Origin of the sequence: Sphingomonas sp. Leaf22, assembly GCF_001421715.1 — a bacterium.
Classification (GTDB): domain Bacteria; phylum Pseudomonadota; class Alphaproteobacteria; order Sphingomonadales; family Sphingomonadaceae; genus Sphingomonas.
The window spans coordinates 13,079-32,665 of the sequence record NZ_LMKP01000020.1; the positions used below are offsets into that span (position 1 = coordinate 13,079).

The 19,587-nt window shown below is 64.7% G+C and carries 17 protein-coding genes; 7 read left to right on the forward strand and 10 right to left on the reverse strand.

Annotated elements, in window-relative coordinates; genetic code table 11:
• Positions 1-173 precede the first annotated feature (173 nt).
• Entirely contained in the window at positions 174-1,370 is a 1,197-nt protein-coding gene (locus tag ASE70_RS10320; protein ID WP_200925622.1) for an MFS transporter, read from the forward strand.
• An 87-nt stretch (positions 1,371-1,457) separates the two neighbouring features.
• On the opposite strand, the gene paoC (ASE70_RS10325) is transcribed toward ASE70_RS10320, so the two are convergent.
• The 8 genes from paoC (ASE70_RS10325) to ASE70_RS10360 form a co-directional block, all read right to left on the reverse strand.
• Entirely contained in the window at positions 1,458-3,668 is a 2,211-nt protein-coding gene (paoC, locus tag ASE70_RS10325) for an aldehyde oxidoreductase molybdenum-binding subunit PaoC (RefSeq protein WP_056504412.1), read from the reverse strand.
• Positions 3,665-4,273 (reverse strand): cysteine hydrolase family protein, encoded by a 609-nt coding sequence (locus tag ASE70_RS10330; protein ID WP_056504451.1) that lies wholly within the window; start codon positions 4,271-4,273, stop codon positions 3,665-3,667. Before ASE70_RS10330 ends, paoC (ASE70_RS10325) begins: the two co-directional genes overlap by 4 nt.
• Before the next feature lie 50 nt (positions 4,274-4,323).
• Positions 4,324-6,531: an aldehyde oxidoreductase molybdenum-binding subunit PaoC gene (paoC, locus tag ASE70_RS10335; protein WP_056504414.1), complete on the reverse strand. Its 2,208-nt coding sequence runs from the start codon at positions 6,529-6,531 to the stop codon at positions 4,324-4,326.
• Between the two features lie 4 nt (positions 6,532-6,535).
• The gene (locus ASE70_RS10340; RefSeq protein WP_056024453.1) at positions 6,536-7,486 is read right to left on the reverse strand and encodes an FAD binding domain-containing protein; all 951 of its coding nucleotides are present in this window, start codon (positions 7,484-7,486) and stop codon (positions 6,536-6,538) included.
• The gene (gene paoA, locus ASE70_RS10345; RefSeq protein WP_056405795.1) at positions 7,483-8,121 is read right to left on the reverse strand and encodes an aldehyde dehydrogenase iron-sulfur subunit PaoA; all 639 of its coding nucleotides are present in this window, start codon (positions 8,119-8,121) and stop codon (positions 7,483-7,485) included. The genes ASE70_RS10340 and paoA overlap by 4 nt, the downstream gene beginning before the upstream one ends.
• Positions 8,105-9,223: an XdhC family protein gene (locus ASE70_RS10350; RefSeq protein ID WP_056504417.1), complete on the reverse strand. Its 1,119-nt coding sequence runs from the start codon at positions 9,221-9,223 to the stop codon at positions 8,105-8,107. Before ASE70_RS10350 ends, paoA begins: the two co-directional genes overlap by 17 nt.
• Entirely contained in the window at positions 9,220-10,452 is a 1,233-nt protein-coding gene (locus ASE70_RS10355; protein ID WP_056504419.1) for an MFS transporter, read from the reverse strand. The genes ASE70_RS10350 and ASE70_RS10355 overlap by 4 nt, the downstream gene beginning before the upstream one ends.
• A gap of 210 nt (positions 10,453-10,662) precedes the next feature.
• Positions 10,663-11,358: a RibD family protein gene (locus ASE70_RS10360; RefSeq protein ID WP_056024461.1), complete on the reverse strand. Its 696-nt coding sequence runs from the start codon at positions 11,356-11,358 to the stop codon at positions 10,663-10,665.
• A gap of 179 nt (positions 11,359-11,537) precedes the next feature.
• Between ASE70_RS10360 and ASE70_RS10365 the strand changes: the two genes are divergently transcribed.
• Complete coding sequence (locus ASE70_RS10365) at positions 11,538-12,320, forward strand: glucose 1-dehydrogenase (RefSeq protein ID WP_056024464.1); 783 nt, start codon at positions 11,538-11,540, stop codon at positions 12,318-12,320.
• Positions 12,321-12,495: 175 nt separating this feature from the next.
• Complete coding sequence (locus tag ASE70_RS10370) at positions 12,496-12,930, forward strand: PaaI family thioesterase (RefSeq protein WP_235519787.1); 435 nt, start codon at positions 12,496-12,498, stop codon at positions 12,928-12,930.
• On the opposite strand, the gene ASE70_RS10375 is transcribed toward ASE70_RS10370, so the two are convergent.
• Positions 12,927-13,796, reverse strand: a complete 870-nt coding sequence (locus ASE70_RS10375) for a glycoside hydrolase family 43 protein (protein ID WP_235519789.1) — start codon at positions 13,794-13,796, stop codon at positions 12,927-12,929. The genes ASE70_RS10370 and ASE70_RS10375 overlap by 4 nt on opposite strands.
• Positions 13,797-14,294: 498 nt before the next feature.
• Here ASE70_RS10375 and ASE70_RS10380 point away from each other — a divergent pair, with 498 nt between their 5' ends.
• A complete protein-coding gene (locus tag ASE70_RS10380; protein WP_056504455.1) occupies positions 14,295-15,041 on the forward strand; it encodes an SDR family oxidoreductase in 747 nt (248 codons plus the stop codon).
• Positions 15,042-15,099: 58 nt separating this feature from the next.
• Entirely contained in the window at positions 15,100-15,588 is a 489-nt protein-coding gene (locus ASE70_RS10385) for a (R)-mandelonitrile lyase (RefSeq protein ID WP_235519790.1), read from the forward strand.
• 510 nt (positions 15,589-16,098) lie between these two features.
• Here ASE70_RS10385 and ASE70_RS10390 read toward each other — a convergent pair.
• Positions 16,099-16,995, reverse strand: coding sequence for an AraC family transcriptional regulator (locus ASE70_RS10390; RefSeq protein WP_056504426.1), 897 nt, complete (start codon positions 16,993-16,995; stop codon positions 16,099-16,101).
• Positions 16,996-17,143: 148 nt separating this feature from the next.
• On the opposite strand from ASE70_RS10390, the gene ASE70_RS10395 reads away from it, so the two are divergent.
• Positions 17,144-17,869, forward strand: a complete 726-nt coding sequence (locus ASE70_RS10395; RefSeq protein WP_056504430.1) for an SDR family oxidoreductase — start codon at positions 17,144-17,146, stop codon at positions 17,867-17,869.
• Positions 17,870-18,139: 270 nt separating this feature from the next.
• Positions 18,140-19,249 (forward strand): alkene reductase, encoded by a 1,110-nt coding sequence (locus ASE70_RS10400; protein WP_056397233.1) that lies wholly within the window; start codon positions 18,140-18,142, stop codon positions 19,247-19,249.
• Positions 19,250-19,587 lie beyond the last annotated feature (338 nt).

A 19,587-nucleotide genomic window follows, 5' to 3' on the forward strand; every position in this document is an offset into this window, starting at 1 on the left:
ATGAGCGGCGCTCAGCGTGCGACGGTGTCCGCGCCACGTAACGGCCGTCATGACGCCTGCTCATCCGGGCGTTGAGCAGCCGCCATGCCGCGATTGCGCGGGCGGATCGTAGGACAGTCTTCTCCCATCGATCGGGCACGTCGCTCGTCCGGCGATCGCACAAAGGTGAAGTCTTGGATATCGAACCACAGGCGCGCGCCGAGCGCGATACGCTCCCCGTTGGCGCGCTCATCCTGCTCGCGCTGACCGGGTTCACCGCGATCGTGACCGAGACTCTCCCCGCAGGTCTGTTACCCCAGGTCGCCGATGATCTGAACATTTCGCGCGCGCTCGCCGGCCAGATGGTGACGGTCTATGCCGTCGGATCGGTGATGGCGGCCATTCCGCTCGTCAGTGTCACGCAGAGCTATGCGCGCAAGCCACTCCTGCTCGCGGCAATCTTCGGCCTGCTGGTGTTCGATGTCGTGACCGCGCTCTCCCACAGCTATGCGGTAACGCTCGTCGCGCGGTTTGCGGCGGGCGTTTCCGCCGGGCTCGGCTGGGGCATCCTCGGAGGCTATGCGCGCCGGTTGGTAGTGGATCGGTTGAAGGGCCCCGCGCTCGCACTGGCGATGATCGGCACCCCGCTGGCGCTGTCGGTCGGCGTGCCGCTGGGCACGTTCGCGGGCGGGGCGATCGGCTGGCGGATCGCGTTCCTGGTGCTAGCCGCGCTCGCGCTATGCCTGGCCGGGGCGGTCGCGTGGAAGATGCCGGACAGCGCCGGCCAGCCGCCCGAGCGCAAGCTGTCGAACCTGGCCGTGCTGCGGATGCCGGGCGTGGCGCCGATCCTTGCCACCGCGTTCGCTTGGGTGACGGCGCATTACATCCTCTACACCTATGTCGCGCCGTACGCGGAATGGGCCGGCGACGGTAGCCGGGTGAGCTTGCTCCTGCTGGTGTTCGGATGCGCCGCGCTCGCAGGGATCTGGATCGCGGGTGCCGCTGTGGACCGCCACCTGCGCCTCCACGTCCTCGCCAGCCTCGCGGTGTTCGCCGCTGCGACTGCGGTGCTCGGCTTTCTGCCGCACAGCAACAGCGTCATCCTTGTCGGCGTCGTCCTGTGGGGCCTGACGTTCGGCGGGGCTGCGACCTCGATCCAGACGGCGGCCTCCGACGCGGCGGGCGAGGGCGTCGATATCGTCGGCGCCATGCTGACGACGGTCTGGAACGTGAGCATCGCGTGCGGCGGCGCGGTCGGCGCGCTGATCTATCGCAGCGCAGGTGTCGTTGCGTTTTTCCCCGCGATGCTGGCCTTGCTGGGCGTCGCCTTCGCCATTGCCTACGCCGCTTCAGCCAACGGCTTCACGCCGGGTGCTCGAACCGAACATTGACGCGATGGCGGCTGCGTGCACGCTATAGCGTACCGGCGTGGACGACCGCAGCCGCGCCCCTCGCAACGCAGCTGCAGATCTGTCGCGTCACGCGATTCCCGGCAGGCCTGCGAAGTGCTTGTCGAGCGTCACCGGATATTCGCGCACCCGAACGCCGGTCGCGTTGTACACCGCGTTGGCGATCGCCGGCGCGACGCCGACCAAACCCAGCTCGCCGACCCCCTTTGCCTTCAACGGCGACATCGTCGCATCGACCTCGTCGATGAAATGCGCCTCGAGATGCGGGACGTCGGCGTGGACGGGCACCTCGTAGCCGGCAAGGTCGTGATTGACGAAGAAGCCGAAGCGGGTGTCGACGGCCATTTCCTCCATCAGTGCGGCGCCGATCCCCATCGTCATCCCCCCGATCACCTGGCTGCGCGCCGTGATCGGGTTGAGGATACGCCCGGCGGCGCAGACCGCCAGCATCCGTCGGACGCGGACCGCGCCGGTATAGGCATCCACTCCAACCTCGGCAAAATGCGCGCCGACGGTCTGCTGCGCATACTCCTTGTTCAGGTCGCCAAATTCCATGACATCCTCGGCGACGATCTCGCCGTCCCTGGCGGCATCGGCCAGCGGGACCGAACGGCCCGCCGAACTGACGCGCCCGTCCGCGAACGTCACGTCGGTCGTGTTGAAGCCCATCCGCTGCGCCACCAATTCGCGCAGCTTCGCGCACGCGGCATATACGCCAGCCGTAGCCGACGCGGCACCCGCCTGGCCGCCCGAGCCGGGTGTTTCGGGGAAGGTGGAATCGCCGAGCTTGGCGGTCACCCGTTCGAGCGGCACGCCCATCATCTCGGCGGCGGTCTGCGCGACAATCGTGTAGCTGCCCTGGCCGATGTCGGTCATGTCGGTCTCGACCGTGACGTGTCCGTCCTTGCCCAGTCGCACGCGGGCGCCGGCCTTCATGATCGGTGCTCCACGGATCGCGCTGGCGACGCCCATGCCGATCAGCCACTTGCCTTCGCGACGGCTGCCGGGTTTGGCGACCCGCGCATTCCAGCCGAACCGGTCCGCGCCCTCTTTCAGGCACTGCACGAACGGCCGGGTGGAGAATTTGCGCTCGGGCTTCGAAGGGTCGACCTGCGTGTCGTTAGCGATCCGCAGAGCGACCGGATCCATTTCGAGCTTTTCCGCAAGCTCGTCCATCGCGACTTCCAGCGCCATCATCCCCGGGGCCTCGCCCGGCGCGCGCATGGCGTTGCCCTCGGCGAGATCGAGAGGGCTGAGATAGCGCCGCAACTGGCGGTTCTCGCCGGCATACATCAACTGCGTCGGCAGGTTGGTGGGCTCGGTGCGGCCACCCGCCAGGTTGCCCGACCAGCTATCGTGACCGATGGCAACGAGACGGCCGTCCTTGCCGGCGCCCAGTCGAACGCGCTGGATCGTCTTGGGGCGGTGAATGGTATTGTTGAACATCAGCGGGCGTTGCAGCACGACCTTGACCGGACGGCCCGATACCCGCGCGGCGATCACCGCGAGTGCCAGATCGCTCTGCGTCGTGCCCTTGCCGCCAAAGCCGCCGCCGATGAAGGGGGAATGCAGGCGGATATTTTCTTTTGGCGTGCCGATGATGAGGCCCAGGTCGCGACAGCCCCAGTTCATCGCCTGAATCGACGTCCAGCAGGTGAGCTTGTCACCATCCCACCGCGCAATACTCGCATGGGGTTCCATCATCGCATGCGCCTGATCGGGGACCGTATAAGATTCGTCGACCTTGACCGGCGCGCTGGCAAACGCGCTTGCGAAGTTGCCGACCGACGCGTTCGTCGAGCCACCGAACGGTTCCTCCGGCGCGATCGGGGCCGATGATTTTTGCGCGGCCAGATCGAAGCGCCCCTTCCCGCGCGCATACGTGACGCGGATCAGCGACGCCGCCGCGCGCGCCTGTTCGAAGGTGTCGGCGACGACGACCGCGACCGCCTGATGATAATGATCGACCATCGGGCCGGCCAGAATGCGCTGGGTGTAGAACTCGCCCTTGCCGATCGGGCCCGAATTTTCATAGGTGACGATCGCACGGACGCCGGGCGCGGCATGTGCCGCCGCGGTATCGATGCGGTCGATGCGTCCCTTGCCGATCGCTGCACCCAGGATGTAGCCATGGGCCGCATCTGGCGCGAAATCGTGATGCTCGGCGGCGTAGCGTGCCGTGCCGGTCGTCTTCAGGGGACCTTCGACGCGCGTGTGTGCGCGTCCGACCACGGTCAGGCGGTCGATTGGAGTCGTGCCCGCAGGCGTGTCGAACTTCATGCACTCGTCTCCAGATCGGCCAGGAACTGGTCGTGCGTCATCGGCTTGGAGAACATCGGGAAGTTCTTCGTGACCGCAGCGTGCTGCTCTTCGGGGCTCAGCGTCGCCGTGCAGTCGGTCAGCGTGACGACGCGGAAGCCGCGTTCGTACGCCGAGCGCATGGTCGATTCGACGCAGCAATTTGTCAGGAACCCGGCGATCGCCAGATCGGTGATGCCACGCTGACGCAGGATGAAGTCGATATTGGTGCTCGCGAAGCAATCGAGGCCCCGCTTGCCCTCGATCACGATGTCGCCGTCGACCGGTGCCATCGCATCGGCAATCGCCGCGCCCCAGCTGTCTTTCCGGAACGCGTTAGCCTGCTTGATGCCGGCGAGGATACCGTAAGGATCGGACGGGATCTCCGGATAACCCTCCGCGAAGGTGATTGGCGCGTGCATCACGGTCACGCCCTGCGCGCGCGCTCGTTCGACGACGGCCCGGCTGTGCGCCAGCATGTCGGTGTCGGCCATCACCGCCTTCACCGCATCATGCTGGGCGCCGCCTTCGCTGACGAAGTCGTTCTGGTACTCGAGCAGCAACAGGGCGGTCTTTTCGGGTATCATCATCTTGTCTCCCATTCGCCCTAGAGCACATTCGACCAGTGCGGCGTGGCTCACGCCACCGCCGGCAGCCGATCGAAATGCTTGTCGAGGGTCAGTGGATAATCGCGAAGGCGGACGCCCGTCGCGTTGTACATGGCGTTCGCTACCGCCGCGCCGACGCCGCACAGGCCGAGCTCGCCGATGCCCTTAGCCTTCATCGGATTGGCCTTGTCGTCGGCCTCGTCGAGGAAGATCACGTCCTGGTGCGGGATGTCGGCGTGGACCGGCACCTCGTAGCTGGCCAGGTCGTGGTTGACGAAGAAGCCGAAGCGCTTGTCGACCGCCAGTTCCTCCATCAACGCTGAGCCGACACCCATCGTCATCGCGCCGATCACCTGGCTACGCGCCGAGGTCGGATTGATGATCCGCCCGGATGCGCAGACCGCCAGCATGCGACGCAGGCGGGTCGCGCCCGTATAGCTATCGACGCCGACCTCGACGAAGTGTGCGCCGAAGGTTGACAGCTGCCAGCTCTTGTCGAGATCGCCATATTCGATCTTGTCCTCGGCAACCAACTCGCCTGAGGAGGCGGCTTGGCGAAGGTCGGCCGAGCGATTGCCGCTCGTGACCTTGCCGCCGTCGAACACCGCATCGGCCGAATTATAGCCGAGACGCTGGGCGACGGCCTCGCGCAGCTTGACGCACGCCGCATACACCCCCGCCGTCGCGTTGGCGGCGCCGAACTGGCCGCCCGACCCGGCGGAGACCGGGAATGCCGAGCTGCCGAGCTTGACGACGACCGCGTCGAGGGGGACGCCCATCATCTCCGCCGCGGTCTGCGCGATGATCGTGTAGCTGCCGGTGCCGATGTCGGTCATGTCGGTCTCGACGGTGACGATGCCGTCATTGCCGAGCCGGACGCGAGCACCCGACGTCATGTTCATGTGATTACGGAACGCGGATGCCACGCCCATCCCGACCAGCCAGCGCCCGTCGCTAACCTGGCCGGGCTGCGCGTTGCGACGCGACCAGCCGAACTGCTGTGCACCCTCGGTCAGGCAGCGGACCAGCTCACGCTGCGAGAAGCGTCGCTTGGGATCCTTCGGATCGACCTGCGTGTCGTTCTTCACGCGGAAGGCGATCGGATCCATGCGGAGCTTTTCCGCCATCTCGTCCATCGCGATCTCAAGCGCCATCAGGCCCGGCGCTTCGCCCGGCGCGCGCATCGCGTTGCCCTCGGGCAGGTCGAGCACCGCGAGGCGCATCGACGTCAGGCGGTTCGCGCCAGCATAGAGCAGGTTCGTCTGCAGGACTGCCGCTTCCGGACTGCCGTTCGGCTGGTCGCCCGAGCCGCTCTCATGCGCGATCGCGGTGATCGTGCCGTCCTTCGCTGCGCCGATGCGGATGCGCTGGCGCGTCGCCGGCCGATGCGTCGTGTTGTTGGCCATGAACGGCCGGCTCATCGCCAGCTTGACCGGACGCCCTGCCGCCTTCGCGCCGAGCGCCGCGAGGACCGCATCGCTGCGCAGGAACAGCTTCCCGCCAAAACCGCCGCCGACATAGGGCGAAAGGAAGGTGACCTTCTCCTTCGGCATGTTCAGCGTGGTGGCGAGATCGGTGCGACCCCAGTCGATCATCTGGTTCGACGTCCACACCGTCAGCGCGTCGCCGTTCCAGGCGGCGATCGAGGCGAACGGCTCCATCATCGCATGGCTGTGATCCGGCGTGGTATAGTGCGCATCGAGCTTGACCGGCGCGGATGCGAAGGCGGTTTCGAACGTGCCGACCCGGTCTTCGCCCTTGCCGGGCTTGTCCGCGTCGGTCAGCGGCGCCGTCTTCAACGCCGCATCCAGATCGAACCTGCCCTTGCCGCGCGCATAATCGACGCGGACCAAGCCGGCCGCGGCGCGGGCCTGCTCGAACGTCTCGGCGACGACGACCGCCACTGCCTGGTGATAATGATCGACGTCCGGCCCGGCGAGTAGCTTGACGGTGTTGAACTTACCCTTGCCAAGCTTGCCTACATCCGCGGCGGTGACGATCGCGATTACGCCCGGTGCAGCCTTCGCCGCGACCGTGTCGATCGCGTTGATGCGGCCCTTGGCGACGGCTGTGCCTACGGCATAGCCATAAGCGGCGTTCTCGATCTCGGGATGATGCTCATAGGCATAGGGCGCCAGCCCGGTCGTCTTGAGCGGGCCGTCGATGCGGGTATGCGCGCGCCCGACAACCTTCATCCGGTCGATCGGGTTGGCGACGGCGGGTGTATCGAACTTCATGCGATTATGCCTTCGCTTCGGCGATGACCGAGGCCAGTGCGCGGGTGGCAAGCGGGAGCTTGAACGCGTTGTCCTTGGTCGGCGTCGCGCCCTGGAACGCACGCGCGGTCACCGCGGCGGCACCGCGTGGCAGCAGCGCGTCCGCTGCCTCGACACGCCAGGGGCGGGGGGCCACGCCGCCGAACGCGACGCGCCCCGTACCGTCTGGCTGGATCACCGCCGCCACTGACACCAGCGCGTAGGCGTAGGACGCACGATCGCGCACCTTCTCGTAGAAATGCTTGCCACCTAGCGGCTTGGGCAACGTCACCGCGGTGATCAGTTCGCCCTGCTTCAGCACGGTATCCTGCTGGGGCGTGTCACCCCATAGCCGGTGGAAGTCGGCGATCGCGATCGACCGGCGCTGGCCGGTCGCATCGACCGTCTCGACCACCGCATCCAGCACGCGCATCGCCACGGCCATGTCACCCGGGAACGTCGCGATGCAGCTGTCGCTGACGCCGATGACGCCCAACTGGCGCGAGTATCCGCCGATCGCGGCGCAGCCCGAACCCGGCTTGCGCTTGTTGCACGCCATGTTGGTGTCGTAGAAATACGGGCAGCGCGTGCGCTGGAGCAGATTGCCGGCGGTCGACGCCTTGTTACGCAACTGGCCCGATGCCCCCGCGACGATCGCGCGCGTCAGCACGCCGTAATCGCGCATAACCCGCTCGTCGGCGGCGAGGTTAGTGTTGGTCACCAGTGCGCCGATGCGCAGCCCGCCTTCACGCGTCGCCTCGATCTTGTCGAAACCGAGATCCTGCACGTCGACGAGATGCGTCGGCGTCTCGACCTCGATCTTCATCAGGTCGAGCAGGTTGGTCCCGCCGGCGATGAACTTGGCCGCCGGGTTGCCGGCGACCGCGCGCGCCGCGGCGCTCGCATCCTTCGCGCGCTCATAGGTGAAAGCTCTCATGCTTTTGCTCCCGCGACTTCGGCCATGGCCTCGGCGATGTTGGAATAGGCACCGCAGCGGCAGATGTTGCCGCTCATGCGCTCGCGCATCTCGACGTTCGTCGCGGTCGGCTTGGTCATCAGGTCGCCCTGCGCATGGCTGGGCACGCCACGCTTGATCTCGTCGAGGACCGCGACGGCCGAGCAGATCTGACCCGGCGTGCAATAGCCGCATTGATAGCCGTCATGCTTGATGAAGGCCGCCTGCATCGGGTGCAGCTTGTCCGGCGTGCCGAGGCCCTCGATCGTCGTGATCTCGTCGCCTTCGTGCATCACCGCGAGGCTCAGGCAGGAATTGATGCGGACCCCATCGACCATCACGGTGCAGGCGCCGCACTGGCCATGATCGCAGCCCTTCTTGGTGCCCGTCAGGTGGAGGTGTTCGCGCAGCGCGTCGAGCAGGGTCGTCCGCGGATCGAGGCTGAGCTCGCGCTTCTCACCATTGACCTTGAACCGCACCGGCATGGTCGGCGTGGCGCTAGCCTGGGGCGGCGTCGTCGCGACGGCGCCGGCCGGCGATGCGGCGATCACGGCTGTCGCCGCGCTGCCCGCGAGGAGCCCACGGCGCGAAAGCTCTACTTCAGATATGCTGGGCATGGGCTTCATCTCTCTTGCTGCCGTACCGCGCGTCCGCGGTAACTGTCTGATCTACATCAACGATTGTCTCGGACTGTAACGCGTCGCCGTGCTGTTTGGAGCGTGCATGATGTTCAATGAAACCATGAGGATGGCTCATGGCCCAACTCTCCGGGCGAGGCTTTTCGAGCGCCGTTGTCGCTTCATAGGCCTGGACCAATTGCGCCATGATCGAGAGCGCTAGCGTCTGGGGATCGCGTGTCGCCTTGATCAGACCGACGGGGCCGACAACCCGCGCGATATCATCGCGCTCCGCCCATGCTTCCAGAAGGCGCCGCTGACGCTCGATATGCGTTTTCATGCTGCCCATCGCGCCGATGAAGAACGGGCGTTGCTCCAGGACCTGGAGCAGGAGTGGCGTCTCCCAGTCGTGATCGTGGAACAGCGTCACGACCGCGGTCCAGGGATCGATCGCCAATCCGTCCACGCGGCCGACGAACCGGAGAAGATCCGCGGATCGTCCCTGCCGCCGTGTGTCCTCGACGAGCGAGGCCTGGGGGCTCAACAGCGTCGCGTCGGCGCCATAGGCGTGGGCGATGTCGAGCATCGCGGCGGGCTCTGCGCCATGTCCCATGACGACCAGCCGAAGGACCGGATCGTGACGTACGCTGAAAATCGTATCGAGCCACCGCGTGCGATCACCGTCGCGAGACCAAGCGGCAATGATAGTCCCGTCGAGCGAGAGGTGAAGCACGACCGGCTCGCGCCGTTCCAGAATGGCGATGGCGCGATCGATCTGCCGACGATCCGGTGTCGGCGTGAACAGCAGGTCGATGCCCCCGCCGCAGGGCAGCCGAATGTCGATGTAGCGCGAACCGTCGCCATAGCGCACGTGACGTGCGCGCCCTTCGGCAAGGGCCTCCTGCGCCTCTGCGATCACGGCGGCTTCCACGCACCCACCGGAAAACGAGCCCAGCGACCGTCCGCTTTCGGCCACCGCCATATGCTCGCCCGGCGCGCGGGCCGCGCTGCCGGTGACGTCGGTCAGCGTCACCAGCGCGGCCCGCTCTCCCCGTTCGTCACAGTCGCGCAGGAAGCGCAGGATCGCCAGCGCCTGCTTCATGCCGCTACGGCTTGGGCAGGGGCGGCGGGGCGACGATCGGCTCGGCCGATCGCGACCGCGGCGAGTGCTGCAATCGCAAGAAGGCCGGCGCTGGCGATAAACTCGGCGCGCGGACCCGCTGCATCGAAGACGATGCCGCCCATCGTCGCGCCCAGCGTAATCGCGAGCTGCACGATCGCCACCATCAGCCCGCCGCCAGCCTCGGCCTCGTCGGGCACCGTGCGCGCCAGCCATGTCCACCACGCCACCGGCGCGGACGTGCCTGCGAAACCCCAAACCGCAAGCAATATTCCGACCGCCACGACGGACGTACCAAGCACCGTCAGTGCCGCCGCCGTTGCCGCCATCAACGCTGGCAGCACGGCAAGGGTGAGGAACAGGCCCCCGTTCAGCACCCGCCCGATCAGGACGGTGCCGATGAATCCGGATACGCCGAGAATGAGCAGCATGATCGACAGCATGGCCGGCGAGACATGCGTCACCTGCTCGAGGAACGGGCGGAGATAGGTGAACAGCGCGAACTGCCCGACGAACAGCATCGCGACGGTCAGCAGGCCGAATACCACGGGCGGCCGGCGCAGCAGGGCGAACATGCCGCGGGCGCTCTGTCGTTCTGCAACCGGAAGCGGTGGCAGCGTCAGCGCCTGCCAGATCACGGCCGCGACGGCGACCGGTACCACGCAGAAGAATGCGCCGCGCCACCCGATCAGGCTGCCGACGAAACTGCCCAGCGGCGCCGCGAGCACGGTGGCCAGTGCATTGCCGCCACTGATGACCGCGAGCGCTTTGGGGACCGCGTGGCTCGGCACCAGTCGCATGGCGATCGCAGCCGACATCGACCAGAACCCGCCGATGGCGATACCGAGCAGCGCGCGGCCGGCCATGAAGACCAGATAGGTCGGCGCAAACGCGACGATGGCACCGGAGACCACCAGCAGGCTGGTCAGGACGAGCAGCACGATCCGACGGTCCGTTTTCCCCAGTACGGAGGACAGCGACAGGCTAGTGATGACCGCGAACAGCCCGGATATGGAAAACGCCTGTCCGGCCTTGCCCTCGGTCAGATTCAGCGTGTGTGCGATCGGGCTCAGCAGGCTGACCGGCATGAACTCGGACGCGATCAGCACGAAGCTGCACAGCGCCATTGCATATACCGCGCCCCAGCGGGCGGGCCGATCGTCGATGCGCGCGGCATCCGTGTCCGCAACCGCGGCGATGGGACTTGCCATGATGGCTCTCCTGATTGTGCCAAATGCGCCCGGACCCGTTGTGGAGGGGGATCGCGACGGATCCGGGCGCTCGTGCCGTGCCGGTTCGGGGACGAACGGTTGGCTGCGAAGAATGCTAATTTAGGGAAGGACGATCCGACCGACAATTCAGCCAGACGTTGATGCCTTGGTGAGCGCTGCTCATGCACACGCCCGTAAAACCGCGAACCGTCAGGCTGGAGTGACCCGGTACCGAAGCCAGACGGTCCCGCCGTCCATGACGTCATGACTCATCAACGCCAGAGTATCGATCGGCAACCGTTCCGAAGCCGCCGTGCCGGAGCCTTCGAAAACGGCCGGAGCGCCCGATGCCCCGTCGATCGCAGGCACGAGCATCAGGCTGATCTCGTCGATGAGGCCGGCACGGAGAAAGCCGCCGTTGAGGTGACCGCCGCCTTCGAGGAGCAGGCGGTCGATCCCCAGTTCGGTATTCAGAATTTCTACGACCTCGTGCGGGTCGAGGTCGGTCTCGCCGGCAAAGACATAGCCGACGCCGTCCTCGCGCAGTCCCGCGAGATGCGCGTCCGATACCGCCTTGGTTAGCACGACCACGATAGGATCGCCGCTTACATCGCTACGCCCCCACGCGATCTTGCCATGAGCGTCCAACACGATGCCATACGCTTCCGCCGCGTGGTTCGGGAGCCAGGCGGTACGGAGAAAGCTCGCCTCCGGCTGGTCCGGATACGCGTCGCGCTTGGCGAACTCTTGGCCGGTGACACGGCCGACGAGCCATGACCCGCCTCCGAGCCTGTCATGCAGGTCCTCGTAAATATCATGCGAATGCGCGCCGCTTGGCGTCCAGCGTTCAGGCAGGATCCTGCCGTCGATGCTGCTGGCCATGTGACAGATGATATGCGGCTTCATGTACGGGAATCCCGGGCTTGTCTTTAAATCTAGTCACGAGGAACGACCGCAGCGGCCTGTCGGCCCAATGAGGCTACTGCACCGGATCGGTGAGGGGATTTCATGGAAGCGGCATCGACCGACTTCGTTCTGAACCATATCCGCGGCGATCGAGCCGCTTCAGCGCGAAGGAAATCGAGATGGCCGACCAGAACCAGAATTACGCAGGCAAGATCGCCTTCGTCACCGGCGCCGCCAATGGAATCGGGCGCACCACTGCCATCGCCTTCGCCGAGGCTGGTGCACATGTCGCCGTCGTTGATCTGAACGGAGACGGCGTTGCCGAGGTCGTCGCGGCGATCGAGGCAGCGGGGGGCAGCGCGGTCGGGATCACCTGCGACGTCTCGAAGAGCGAGGACGTTCGTACCGCGCTCGACAAGACGGTCGAGGCCTTTGGCGGCATCGACATCGCGTTCAACAACGCCGGTATCGAGCAGCAGCAGATCCCGCTGGCGGACCTCAGCGAGGAGGATTTCGACCGCATGACCGCGATCGATCTGCGCGGCGTGTTCCTCTGCATGAAATACCAGATTCCGCTGATGCAGAAGCGGGGGGGCGGCGCGATCGTCAACACCTCGTCGGGCGCAGGCGTCGTCGGAATTGCAGGGCAGGCCGGGTACGTTGCCGTCAAGCACGGCGTGATCGGAATGAGCAAGTCGGCTGCGCTCGAATATATCGGCGACAATGTCCGCGTGAACGTCATCTGCCCCGGCATCATCGAAACGCCGATGATCACCGACCGGGTGTCTGGCGGTACCGAGGAAGGCCAGAAGAAGATGATCGCGCAGGAGCCGATCGGCCGCATGGGCAAGCCCGAGGAGATCGCCGCCGCGGTGCTCTACATTTGCTCCGACTCGGCTGCGTTCATGGTCGGTCATGCGATGGTCGTGGATGGTGGACAGACGGTCGGTCTTGGCGGTTGATCAGGTACTGGCAGCGCGCGCAGCGGCCAGTCGTGGCGCCGCTGCCTCGTTCCGAGCGCCTGGAAATCGTTGAGATCCAGTCGTTGCCTCTGCTTTACCAAGAACCGCTATGTGAGATCGACCCATGACGACTGACCTTCCGATCACTCCTGACGGGCTTGCCCAGGTTCGCGCGATGCTGTCGACCGGGCGGCAGCCTCCGCTCGGGGAAAAGCTCGGCATCTCGCTGGTCGAGGTCGAATACGGGCATGCCGTCTTCGAAGCCACGCCGGACGGCACGTCCTACAATCCGATGGGAACGGTGCACGGCGGGTATATCTCGGCAATCCTCGACAGTGCCTGCGGCATCGCTGCGCACACCGGGTTGAAACCGGGCTTCGGCTATACGACGCTGGAGTTGAAGGTGTCGTTTCTACGCCCGCTGAACGATTCCAGCGGGAAGATCCGGGCGGTCGGACGCCTTGTGTCGATGGGCGGTCGCGCCGCATTTTCGGAGGCGACCCTGGTCAACGAGAAGGGGCAGCTCTGCGCGACGGCGACGTCGACGCTGCTCGTCTTCGAACTTCGACCACGAAAAGCGGTAGCAAATCCGGCTGATGGCGCCTCCTAAGAGCCTGGCCTCGCTTTAGTCGCCACCGGCAGGCGTCGGGCCGTCACGCCGCCCTGGGTCAGAACGACCGGCGCTATGCTGCCGTCTTTACGGAAATGCATCCGCTCGATCGCGACCTGACGATGATTGCCGTTCGTCTCACCCAGGGGACGTCGGTGATAGACGATATACCAATCATCCGTTCCAGGGATGCAGACAGCGGAATGATGCCCCGCGCCGCGAGCGACGCGCGCGTCCTGCTCGAGAATCTTGCCGCGCGGTGTGAACGGTCCGAGAGGGTTGGAAGCCGTAGCGTAGGCGACGCTGTACAGCGGTCCCGTCCACTCGCCTTCCGACCACATCAGGTAATAGATTCCGCGCCGCTTCAGCATGAACGGTCCCTCGACATAGTCGGCGGAGGGGGTGATCGCCTTGTACGTCTCGCCGTCCGCGAACGGGGTGAGGCTGGTGAGGTCTCGCGACAGCTTCACAACGTTGCAGTGTTTCCAGCCGCCATAATACAGGTAGCAGGTTCCATCGTCGTCGCGGAACACCATCTGGTCGATCGGCTGCGCGCCGTTGACGATGCTGCCGATCAGGGGTTTGCCGATCGCGTCGCGGAACGGGCCTTCCGGGCGGTCGCTGACCGCCACGCCGATTCCGCCGCGCTGTCGGTCGGTCTTGATGTCGTTCGCGCCGAAGAACAGGAAATAGCGGCCATCCTGCTCGATCGCCGAAGGGGCCCACACCGCATAGGCCGCCCAGTCGACGTCCTTGACGTCGAGGACGCGGATGGCGGGTCCAGGATACCAGGTCTGGCGAGGAGAACGCGTCGAGAAACGTCTGTCGCAGAAACGGGCTCCATATCGTCGGCGAGGCGCGTTCATGGGTTTGCCAACGGGTGAACCGGCTGGGCGGGGCGGGGACGGGCCCGTCGGCGGAATAGGTCGGATAGATCCAGTATCGATCGCCGAAAATGCGGATCTCCGGATCGGCGTACCAGCCCGGCAGAACGGGATTGGCTGCCCACGCAGTCCTCGAAGTGGCAGCGCCAACGGCGAGTCCCGCCAACAGCATTCGTCGATCGATCAAAGGCATTACTGGGTCCGTTGCAGTTTGGACGGGTGTGCTTTGAAACGGTATTCGCCGTATTTAACGCGAATGACCAGCGTGTCATCCAGACAATCTCCCGGATTTGTCGACCAATCGATCGCGGAGTCGCGTTGGATGCTGATGGTTCGGATTGATGAAATCTGTTCATCGAAGCATCAACCAGATAGCGGGTAATCTAGCCTGCCGCGTGTCCCATATTCCGTCTGCAACGTAAGCACATCGAGGTCGGCGTATCGCCGCCCCGATCAATTGCTGAAATGGAGGGCACTGAAATGACTGACCGTATCAAAGATAAGGTCGTCGTGATTACCGGCGCCTCGAGCGGCCTCGGCGAGGCGGCGGCACGGCATCTGGCGGCGTGCGGCGCGACGGTCGTGCTCGGCGCGCGCCGTACAGGTCGCCTCGAAACGCTCGTCGCAGAGATCGTGGCGGCGGGCGGACAGGCTCTGGCTGTGCAGACCGACGTTACCGACCGTGCAGCGGTCGCCAACCTCGTCGACACCGCCGTACAGCGCTTTGGCGGGATCGACGTCCTCATCAACAATGCCGGGATTATGCCCCTGTCGGCTTTGGAAAGCCTCAAGGTGGATGAATGGGACCGCATGGTCGACGTCAACATCAAGGGCGTGCTGTACGGAATCGCGGCCGCGCTGCCGCATATGAAGGCGCAGAAATCGGGCCAGGTGATCACGACCTCTTCCGTTGCCGGCCACGTCGTCTTCCCAGCATCGGCGGTCTATTCCGGCACGAAGTTCGCGGTCCGCGCCATCTGCGAAGGCTTCCGTCAGGAAGTGAAGGACTACAACATCCGGACCACTATCCTGTGCCCCGGCGCGGTGAAGACCGAGTTGCTCGAGCAGATCTCGGACGAGGGCGTCCGCTCCGCAAACAGCGATTATGTCGGCAAGGTCGGTATCTCAGCCGACAGCTTTGCCAGGATGGCGGCGTTTGCGATCAGTCAGCCCGATGATGTCGACGTCAACGAGATCATCTTCCGCCCGACCGCGCAGCAATTATGATTTTGGCTTCACAGCAGAGGGCCACCGCAGCGTTGCGCACTGTTTATCGAGGACGATGATGATCAGAGTTCTGACAATTTCGGCAATTCTCCTGGCGTCCAATGGCGTCGCACACGCACAGCAAGGAAAGAGCAAGATGGATATATCCCGCAAGGCAGACCTGAAGACGGTCCCCGGCCCCGACGCGTATTTCACCGGCAAGGTCACGATCACCGGACAATTCCAGCGGCCCGAGCCGTCGCGCGTCGGCGGTGCCGTGGTCCATTTCGAGCCGGGCGCACGCACCGCCTGGCATACCCACCCGGCCGGGCAGACGCTCATCGTCACCGAAGGTGTCGGCTGGACGCAGGTCGAGGGCGGACCGAAGCTCGAATTCCATGCGGGCGACCAGCTCTGGTGCCCCCCTGAACACAAGCACTGGCATGGCGCGACCGCGCATGACGCCATGACTCACATCGCCATCCAGGAATCTGTGAATGGCACACCCGTAACCTGGATGGAAAAGGTGAGCGACGAGCAATATCTCGCGCCGTTGGCGAAGGGCTGAGTGGTACCGCACGTCATCGTCAAGCTATGGCCGGGCAAGTCGGACGATCAGAAGCCGGCTTGCTGACGCGATCACGGAGAGGGTGACCGGCATCCTCGGCTATGGCGATGACGCAGTATCGATCGCGTTTGACGAGGTCGTGCGAACGACTGGAGCGAACCGGTCTACAAGGTCGATATTTTGGGTCGATGGAACGATCTCGCCAAGCGACCGGGATACGGCGATCGCCCTCAGGACAGAGGCGCGACGCCTGATCCGGACGAAGCCTTCACGCGGGCGAACAGCGGCGCCATCCTAAACTGAGGCTTGGCACGCGGTCGATGGCGAGCGATCGCGTCTTATAAGTTCGCTCCCGCGTCGGCAGCCCGGAAGCCGACCACAAATATTTGGATGAACAAATGTCTGAAGTTGGGAAGCCGAAAACGAACAGCGAATGACCGGCTATGGGTCTGCGTCCCAGCATCAGCTGATCACAGCATTTTGAAGCACCGGTCGCGACCCGAGCCATTGTCACAGCGCCATGGCGGCTGCTGGCGCAGCGTGGAGTCGTTCGATGTCGGCACGTGGAGGCGCGCCGAACAGTCGCCTGTATTCGCGGCTGAATTGCGATGGGCTCTCATAGCCGACGGCAAAGCCTGCGGTGCTCGCCGTGGCGCCCTCCGTCAGCATCAGGCGTCTAGCCTCCTGCAACCGCAGCTGTTTTTGATACTCCAGCGGCGTCATGCGGGTAATCGCCTTGAAGTGTACGTGGAGCGAGGAGGAGCTCATGCCGGCCTCGGCTGCGACATCGTCGATGCGGATCGGCGCGTCGAAACGCCGGCGGATGGCGGCGATGGCGCGGCTGACCTGATTGAGATGGCTGCCAGCGGTTGCGACGTGACGAAGCATCGGACCATGCGGTCCGGTGAGCAGACGATAGAGGATCTCGCGCTCGATCAGCGGCGCCAGCGCGCGGATCGTGTCGGGTCGGTCGAGCAGGCCGACCAGCCGGCATGCCGCGTCGATCAGGTCGGGATCGCCGGGGTAGACGCCAAGCACCGGCAAGTCTGTTCGGACCAGCCCGCCGCCTTCGATCGCCATGAGATCGGCCAGGATCGAGGCATAGAGATCGATCTTGCAGCAGAGATAGGGTCGCTCGGGGCTCGCATCGAGCACATGACCGACCAGCGGCAAGTCGACCGAGACCAAGAGGTAATGGGCCGCATCATAGACCACGCTGTGCTCGCCGATCGACACCCGCTTAGACCCCTGGGCTATTATGCAAAGGGAGGCCTCGTAGACGGCAGGCGTGGGGGTGCTCGGTGCGTCGGCCCGGATCAGCGAAACATGCGGCATCGCCGTGCTGCAAATGCCTGTACCCACGACGTGTCGATGGATGAGGGCAGAGAGTTCGGCGATCCGGTCCATGCCGACGATCCTTCTCCAATTGCGAGCTGTGGGCAAACATCTGGCGTTAATTCTAGAGGATCGTGCAAGCCATTAGGGCAATCACTCTACCGTGCGACATGGACGATGGCCCATCTGCGTCCCGTCACCACAACGGAAGGACTGCATCATGGCAGGAAATATTGACAAGGTCGTCCTCATCACAGGCGCGTCGAGTGGGATCGGCGAGGCAACTGCGCGAGAAATGGCTGCGACCGGCACCCGGCTGTTCATCGGCGCGCGTCGCGGAGAGCGCCTGAAGGCACTGGCGGAGGAACTGGGCGAGACCGTCGCCTGGCGCGAACTCGACGTCACCTACGGCGTCGATTTCGATGCGTTCGTGGAGGCCGCTGAAGCGCGCTTCGGACGTGTCGACGTGCTGGTCAACAATGCGGGTGTGATGCCCCTCTCACCGCTCGCTGCGCTCAAGCGCGACGAGTGGAAGCGGATGGTCGACGTCAACATCCACGGCGTCCTCAACGGCATCGCCGCGGTCCTGCCGCGGTTCGTGGCTCAGCGAAGGGGGCATGTCGTCAATGTCGCCTCGGTCGCCGCACACATGGTGATGCCGACCGCCGCGGTTTATTGCGCCACCAAACATGCCGTACGCGCCATCACTGAAGGGCTGCGGCAGGAGCATGACGAGGTCCGTTCGACGTTGATCTCGCCGGGCGTGGTCGCCACCGAGCTGGGCCATGACATCACCGATCCTGAGGTTGCTGCGGCCCTGACCGGATGGCGAAAGAAGTCGCTGACGCCGGACGCGATCGCGCGAGCCGTTCGCTATGCCATCGAGCAGCCGGAGGGTGTCGACATCAATGAGGTGATCGTTCGCCCGACCGCAGCGGACATGTAAATGCTTGGGCGTGCCGGTGCCGAAGCGGGGACGCCCAAACGACGAGTTCATACACATTGACGAGCGCTGAGATCAGTTAGCCAGGAGGGGATCGAAACGAATGGGGTTCGGTCATGATCGCATAGGAGGCCATTGCGGCCGTCAACGCGCCACCAGCATCTCTTCCAGATCGGTTCAACCGACCATGAATGTGGCCGAACGCCGGACCGTAACGGCAGCTTGTCCGTTCAGCGTTCCTGATCTTGCACTGCTTGATGGATATCGCCGACCATGCCCGACCATTCCGCATCGCCCATATTGCAGCCCGTCCAGATCGGCGACCTGTCGCTGCGCAACCGCATCGTCATGGCGCCGTTGACGCGCAGCCGTTCGAACGACGACGGGATCCCGCCCGCTTTCGCCGCAGACTATTACTCACAGCGCGCTGACGCCGGGATCATCATAAGCGAAGCGACCAACGTATCTCCCCAGGCGGTCGGCTATGCGTTAACACCGGGTATCTGGAACGAACAGCAAATCGAGGCGTGGCGCCCGATCGTGCAGGCTGTCCATGATCGTGGCGGCGTCATATTTCTTCAGTTGTGGCATACTGGGCGTATCTCGCATCCGGACCTACAGGGCGGAAAACCGCCGGTTGCGCCGTCGGCCATCAAGCCGGTTGGACAGGCATTCACCAAGGATGGGATGAAGGACCACGTAACGCCGCGAGCCCTGGAAACGGACGAGATCCCTGGCATCGTCGAGGATTATCGTCGCGCCGCCACCAACGCCAAGGCGGCAGGGTTCGATGGGGTCGAAGTCCATTCGGCGAACAACTATCTGCTTGAACAGTTCGTACGCGACAGCACCAACCGGCGAACCGACCCCTATGGCGGGTCAATCGAAAACCGTCTGCGCTTCCCCCTCGAGGTCGTCGACGCGGTCGTCGGCGTTTGGGGCGCAGGGCGTGTCGGCATCCGGTTGTCGCCAGCAACGACAATGCCCGGCGAGACGCCGCTCGACAGCACCGTGATGGAAACGTTCGGCATTTATGTTGATGCGCTGTCTCAGCGCGGCCTGCTCTATGTCCACGACATCGAGGGCGTGACGCAGCAGACACGTGACGCAGATGGCGTCGACTTTGCTGCGCTGCGCAAGCGCTTCAAAGGGGCTTATATCGCGAACAACCAGTACACGCTCAAGCTGGCCGAAGAGGTTCTTGAGCGTGGCGATGCCGACCTGTTCAGCATGGGGCGGCCGTTCATTGCCAACCCCGATCTCGTTGATCGCCTGCGCACAGGTGCGCCGCTTGCAGAGGCGCCAAAAGAGTATTGGTATGGCGGCGGGTCGGTCGGCTATTCCGACTGGCCGACGATGCGCGGGAATCCGGATCGCAGCTGACCCAGCCCCTCACATCAGAGCCAGCCGTAGGATCGAGCTCATACCGCAGGTTAATCGCGATGAGGCCTCCGGGTGTCGGTGAGCGAGGTTGGGGTTGTGGCCACCGTCGGCGCAGGGGCGATCGCAAGTCCAGCCGCCGCGCCGACAGTGCTGCCATTGGCGCTGCTTCTCTAAATTTTTCCTCGGGAAGCTGCCGTGCGGTTCGGCGGGGAAAGCGCCTATGACGCAGTCCCCGCTTCCGACATTAATGGGGGTCCGAAGTTGGAGCTTTGGAAGATGACAACTGAATGTCCGGGATTGGGTCGAAGCCGCTCAACACGAGGATGAGAACAATTCTA

What these genes read in the sequence shown, in the direction of transcription:
- paoC (WP_056504412.1), bottom strand. Translation starts at nt 3,668, where the DNA reads ATGAAGTTCGACACGCCTGCGGGCACGACTCCAATCGACCGCCTGACC.
- ASE70_RS10330 (WP_056504451.1), bottom strand. Translation starts at nt 4,273, where the DNA reads ATGATACCCGAAAAGACCGCCCTGTTGCTGCTCGAGTACCAGAACGAC.
- paoC (WP_056504414.1), bottom strand. Translation starts at nt 6,531, where the DNA reads ATGAAGTTCGATACACCCGCCGTCGCCAACCCGATCGACCGGATGAAG.
- ASE70_RS10340 (WP_056024453.1), bottom strand. Translation starts at nt 7,486, where the DNA reads ATGAGAGCTTTCACCTATGAGCGCGCGAAGGATGCGAGCGCCGCGGCG.
- paoA (WP_056405795.1), bottom strand. Translation starts at nt 8,121, where the DNA reads ATGCCCAGCATATCTGAAGTAGAGCTTTCGCGCCGTGGGCTCCTCGCG.
- ASE70_RS10350 (WP_056504417.1), bottom strand. Translation starts at nt 9,223, where the DNA reads ATGAAGCAGGCGCTGGCGATCCTGCGCTTCCTGCGCGACTGTGACGAA.
- ASE70_RS10355 (WP_056504419.1), bottom strand. Translation starts at nt 10,452, where the DNA reads ATGGCAAGTCCCATCGCCGCGGTTGCGGACACGGATGCCGCGCGCATC.
- ASE70_RS10360 (WP_056024461.1), bottom strand. Translation starts at nt 11,358, where the DNA reads ATGAAGCCGCATATCATCTGTCACATGGCCAGCAGCATCGACGGCAGG.
- ASE70_RS10365 (WP_056024464.1), top strand. Translation starts at nt 11,538, where the DNA reads ATGGCCGACCAGAACCAGAATTACGCAGGCAAGATCGCCTTCGTCACC.
- ASE70_RS10370 (WP_235519787.1), top strand. Translation starts at nt 12,496, where the DNA reads ATGCTGTCGACCGGGCGGCAGCCTCCGCTCGGGGAAAAGCTCGGCATC.
- ASE70_RS10375 (WP_235519789.1), bottom strand. Translation starts at nt 13,796, where the DNA reads ATGAACGCGCCTCGCCGACGATATGGAGCCCGTTTCTGCGACAGACGT.
- ASE70_RS10380 (WP_056504455.1), top strand. Translation starts at nt 14,295, where the DNA reads ATGACTGACCGTATCAAAGATAAGGTCGTCGTGATTACCGGCGCCTCG.
- ASE70_RS10385 (WP_235519790.1), top strand. Translation starts at nt 15,100, where the DNA reads ATGATCAGAGTTCTGACAATTTCGGCAATTCTCCTGGCGTCCAATGGC.
- ASE70_RS10390 (WP_056504426.1), bottom strand. Translation starts at nt 16,995, where the DNA reads ATGGACCGGATCGCCGAACTCTCTGCCCTCATCCATCGACACGTCGTG.
- ASE70_RS10395 (WP_056504430.1), top strand. Translation starts at nt 17,144, where the DNA reads ATGGCAGGAAATATTGACAAGGTCGTCCTCATCACAGGCGCGTCGAGT.
- ASE70_RS10400 (WP_056397233.1), top strand. Translation starts at nt 18,140, where the DNA reads ATGCCCGACCATTCCGCATCGCCCATATTGCAGCCCGTCCAGATCGGC.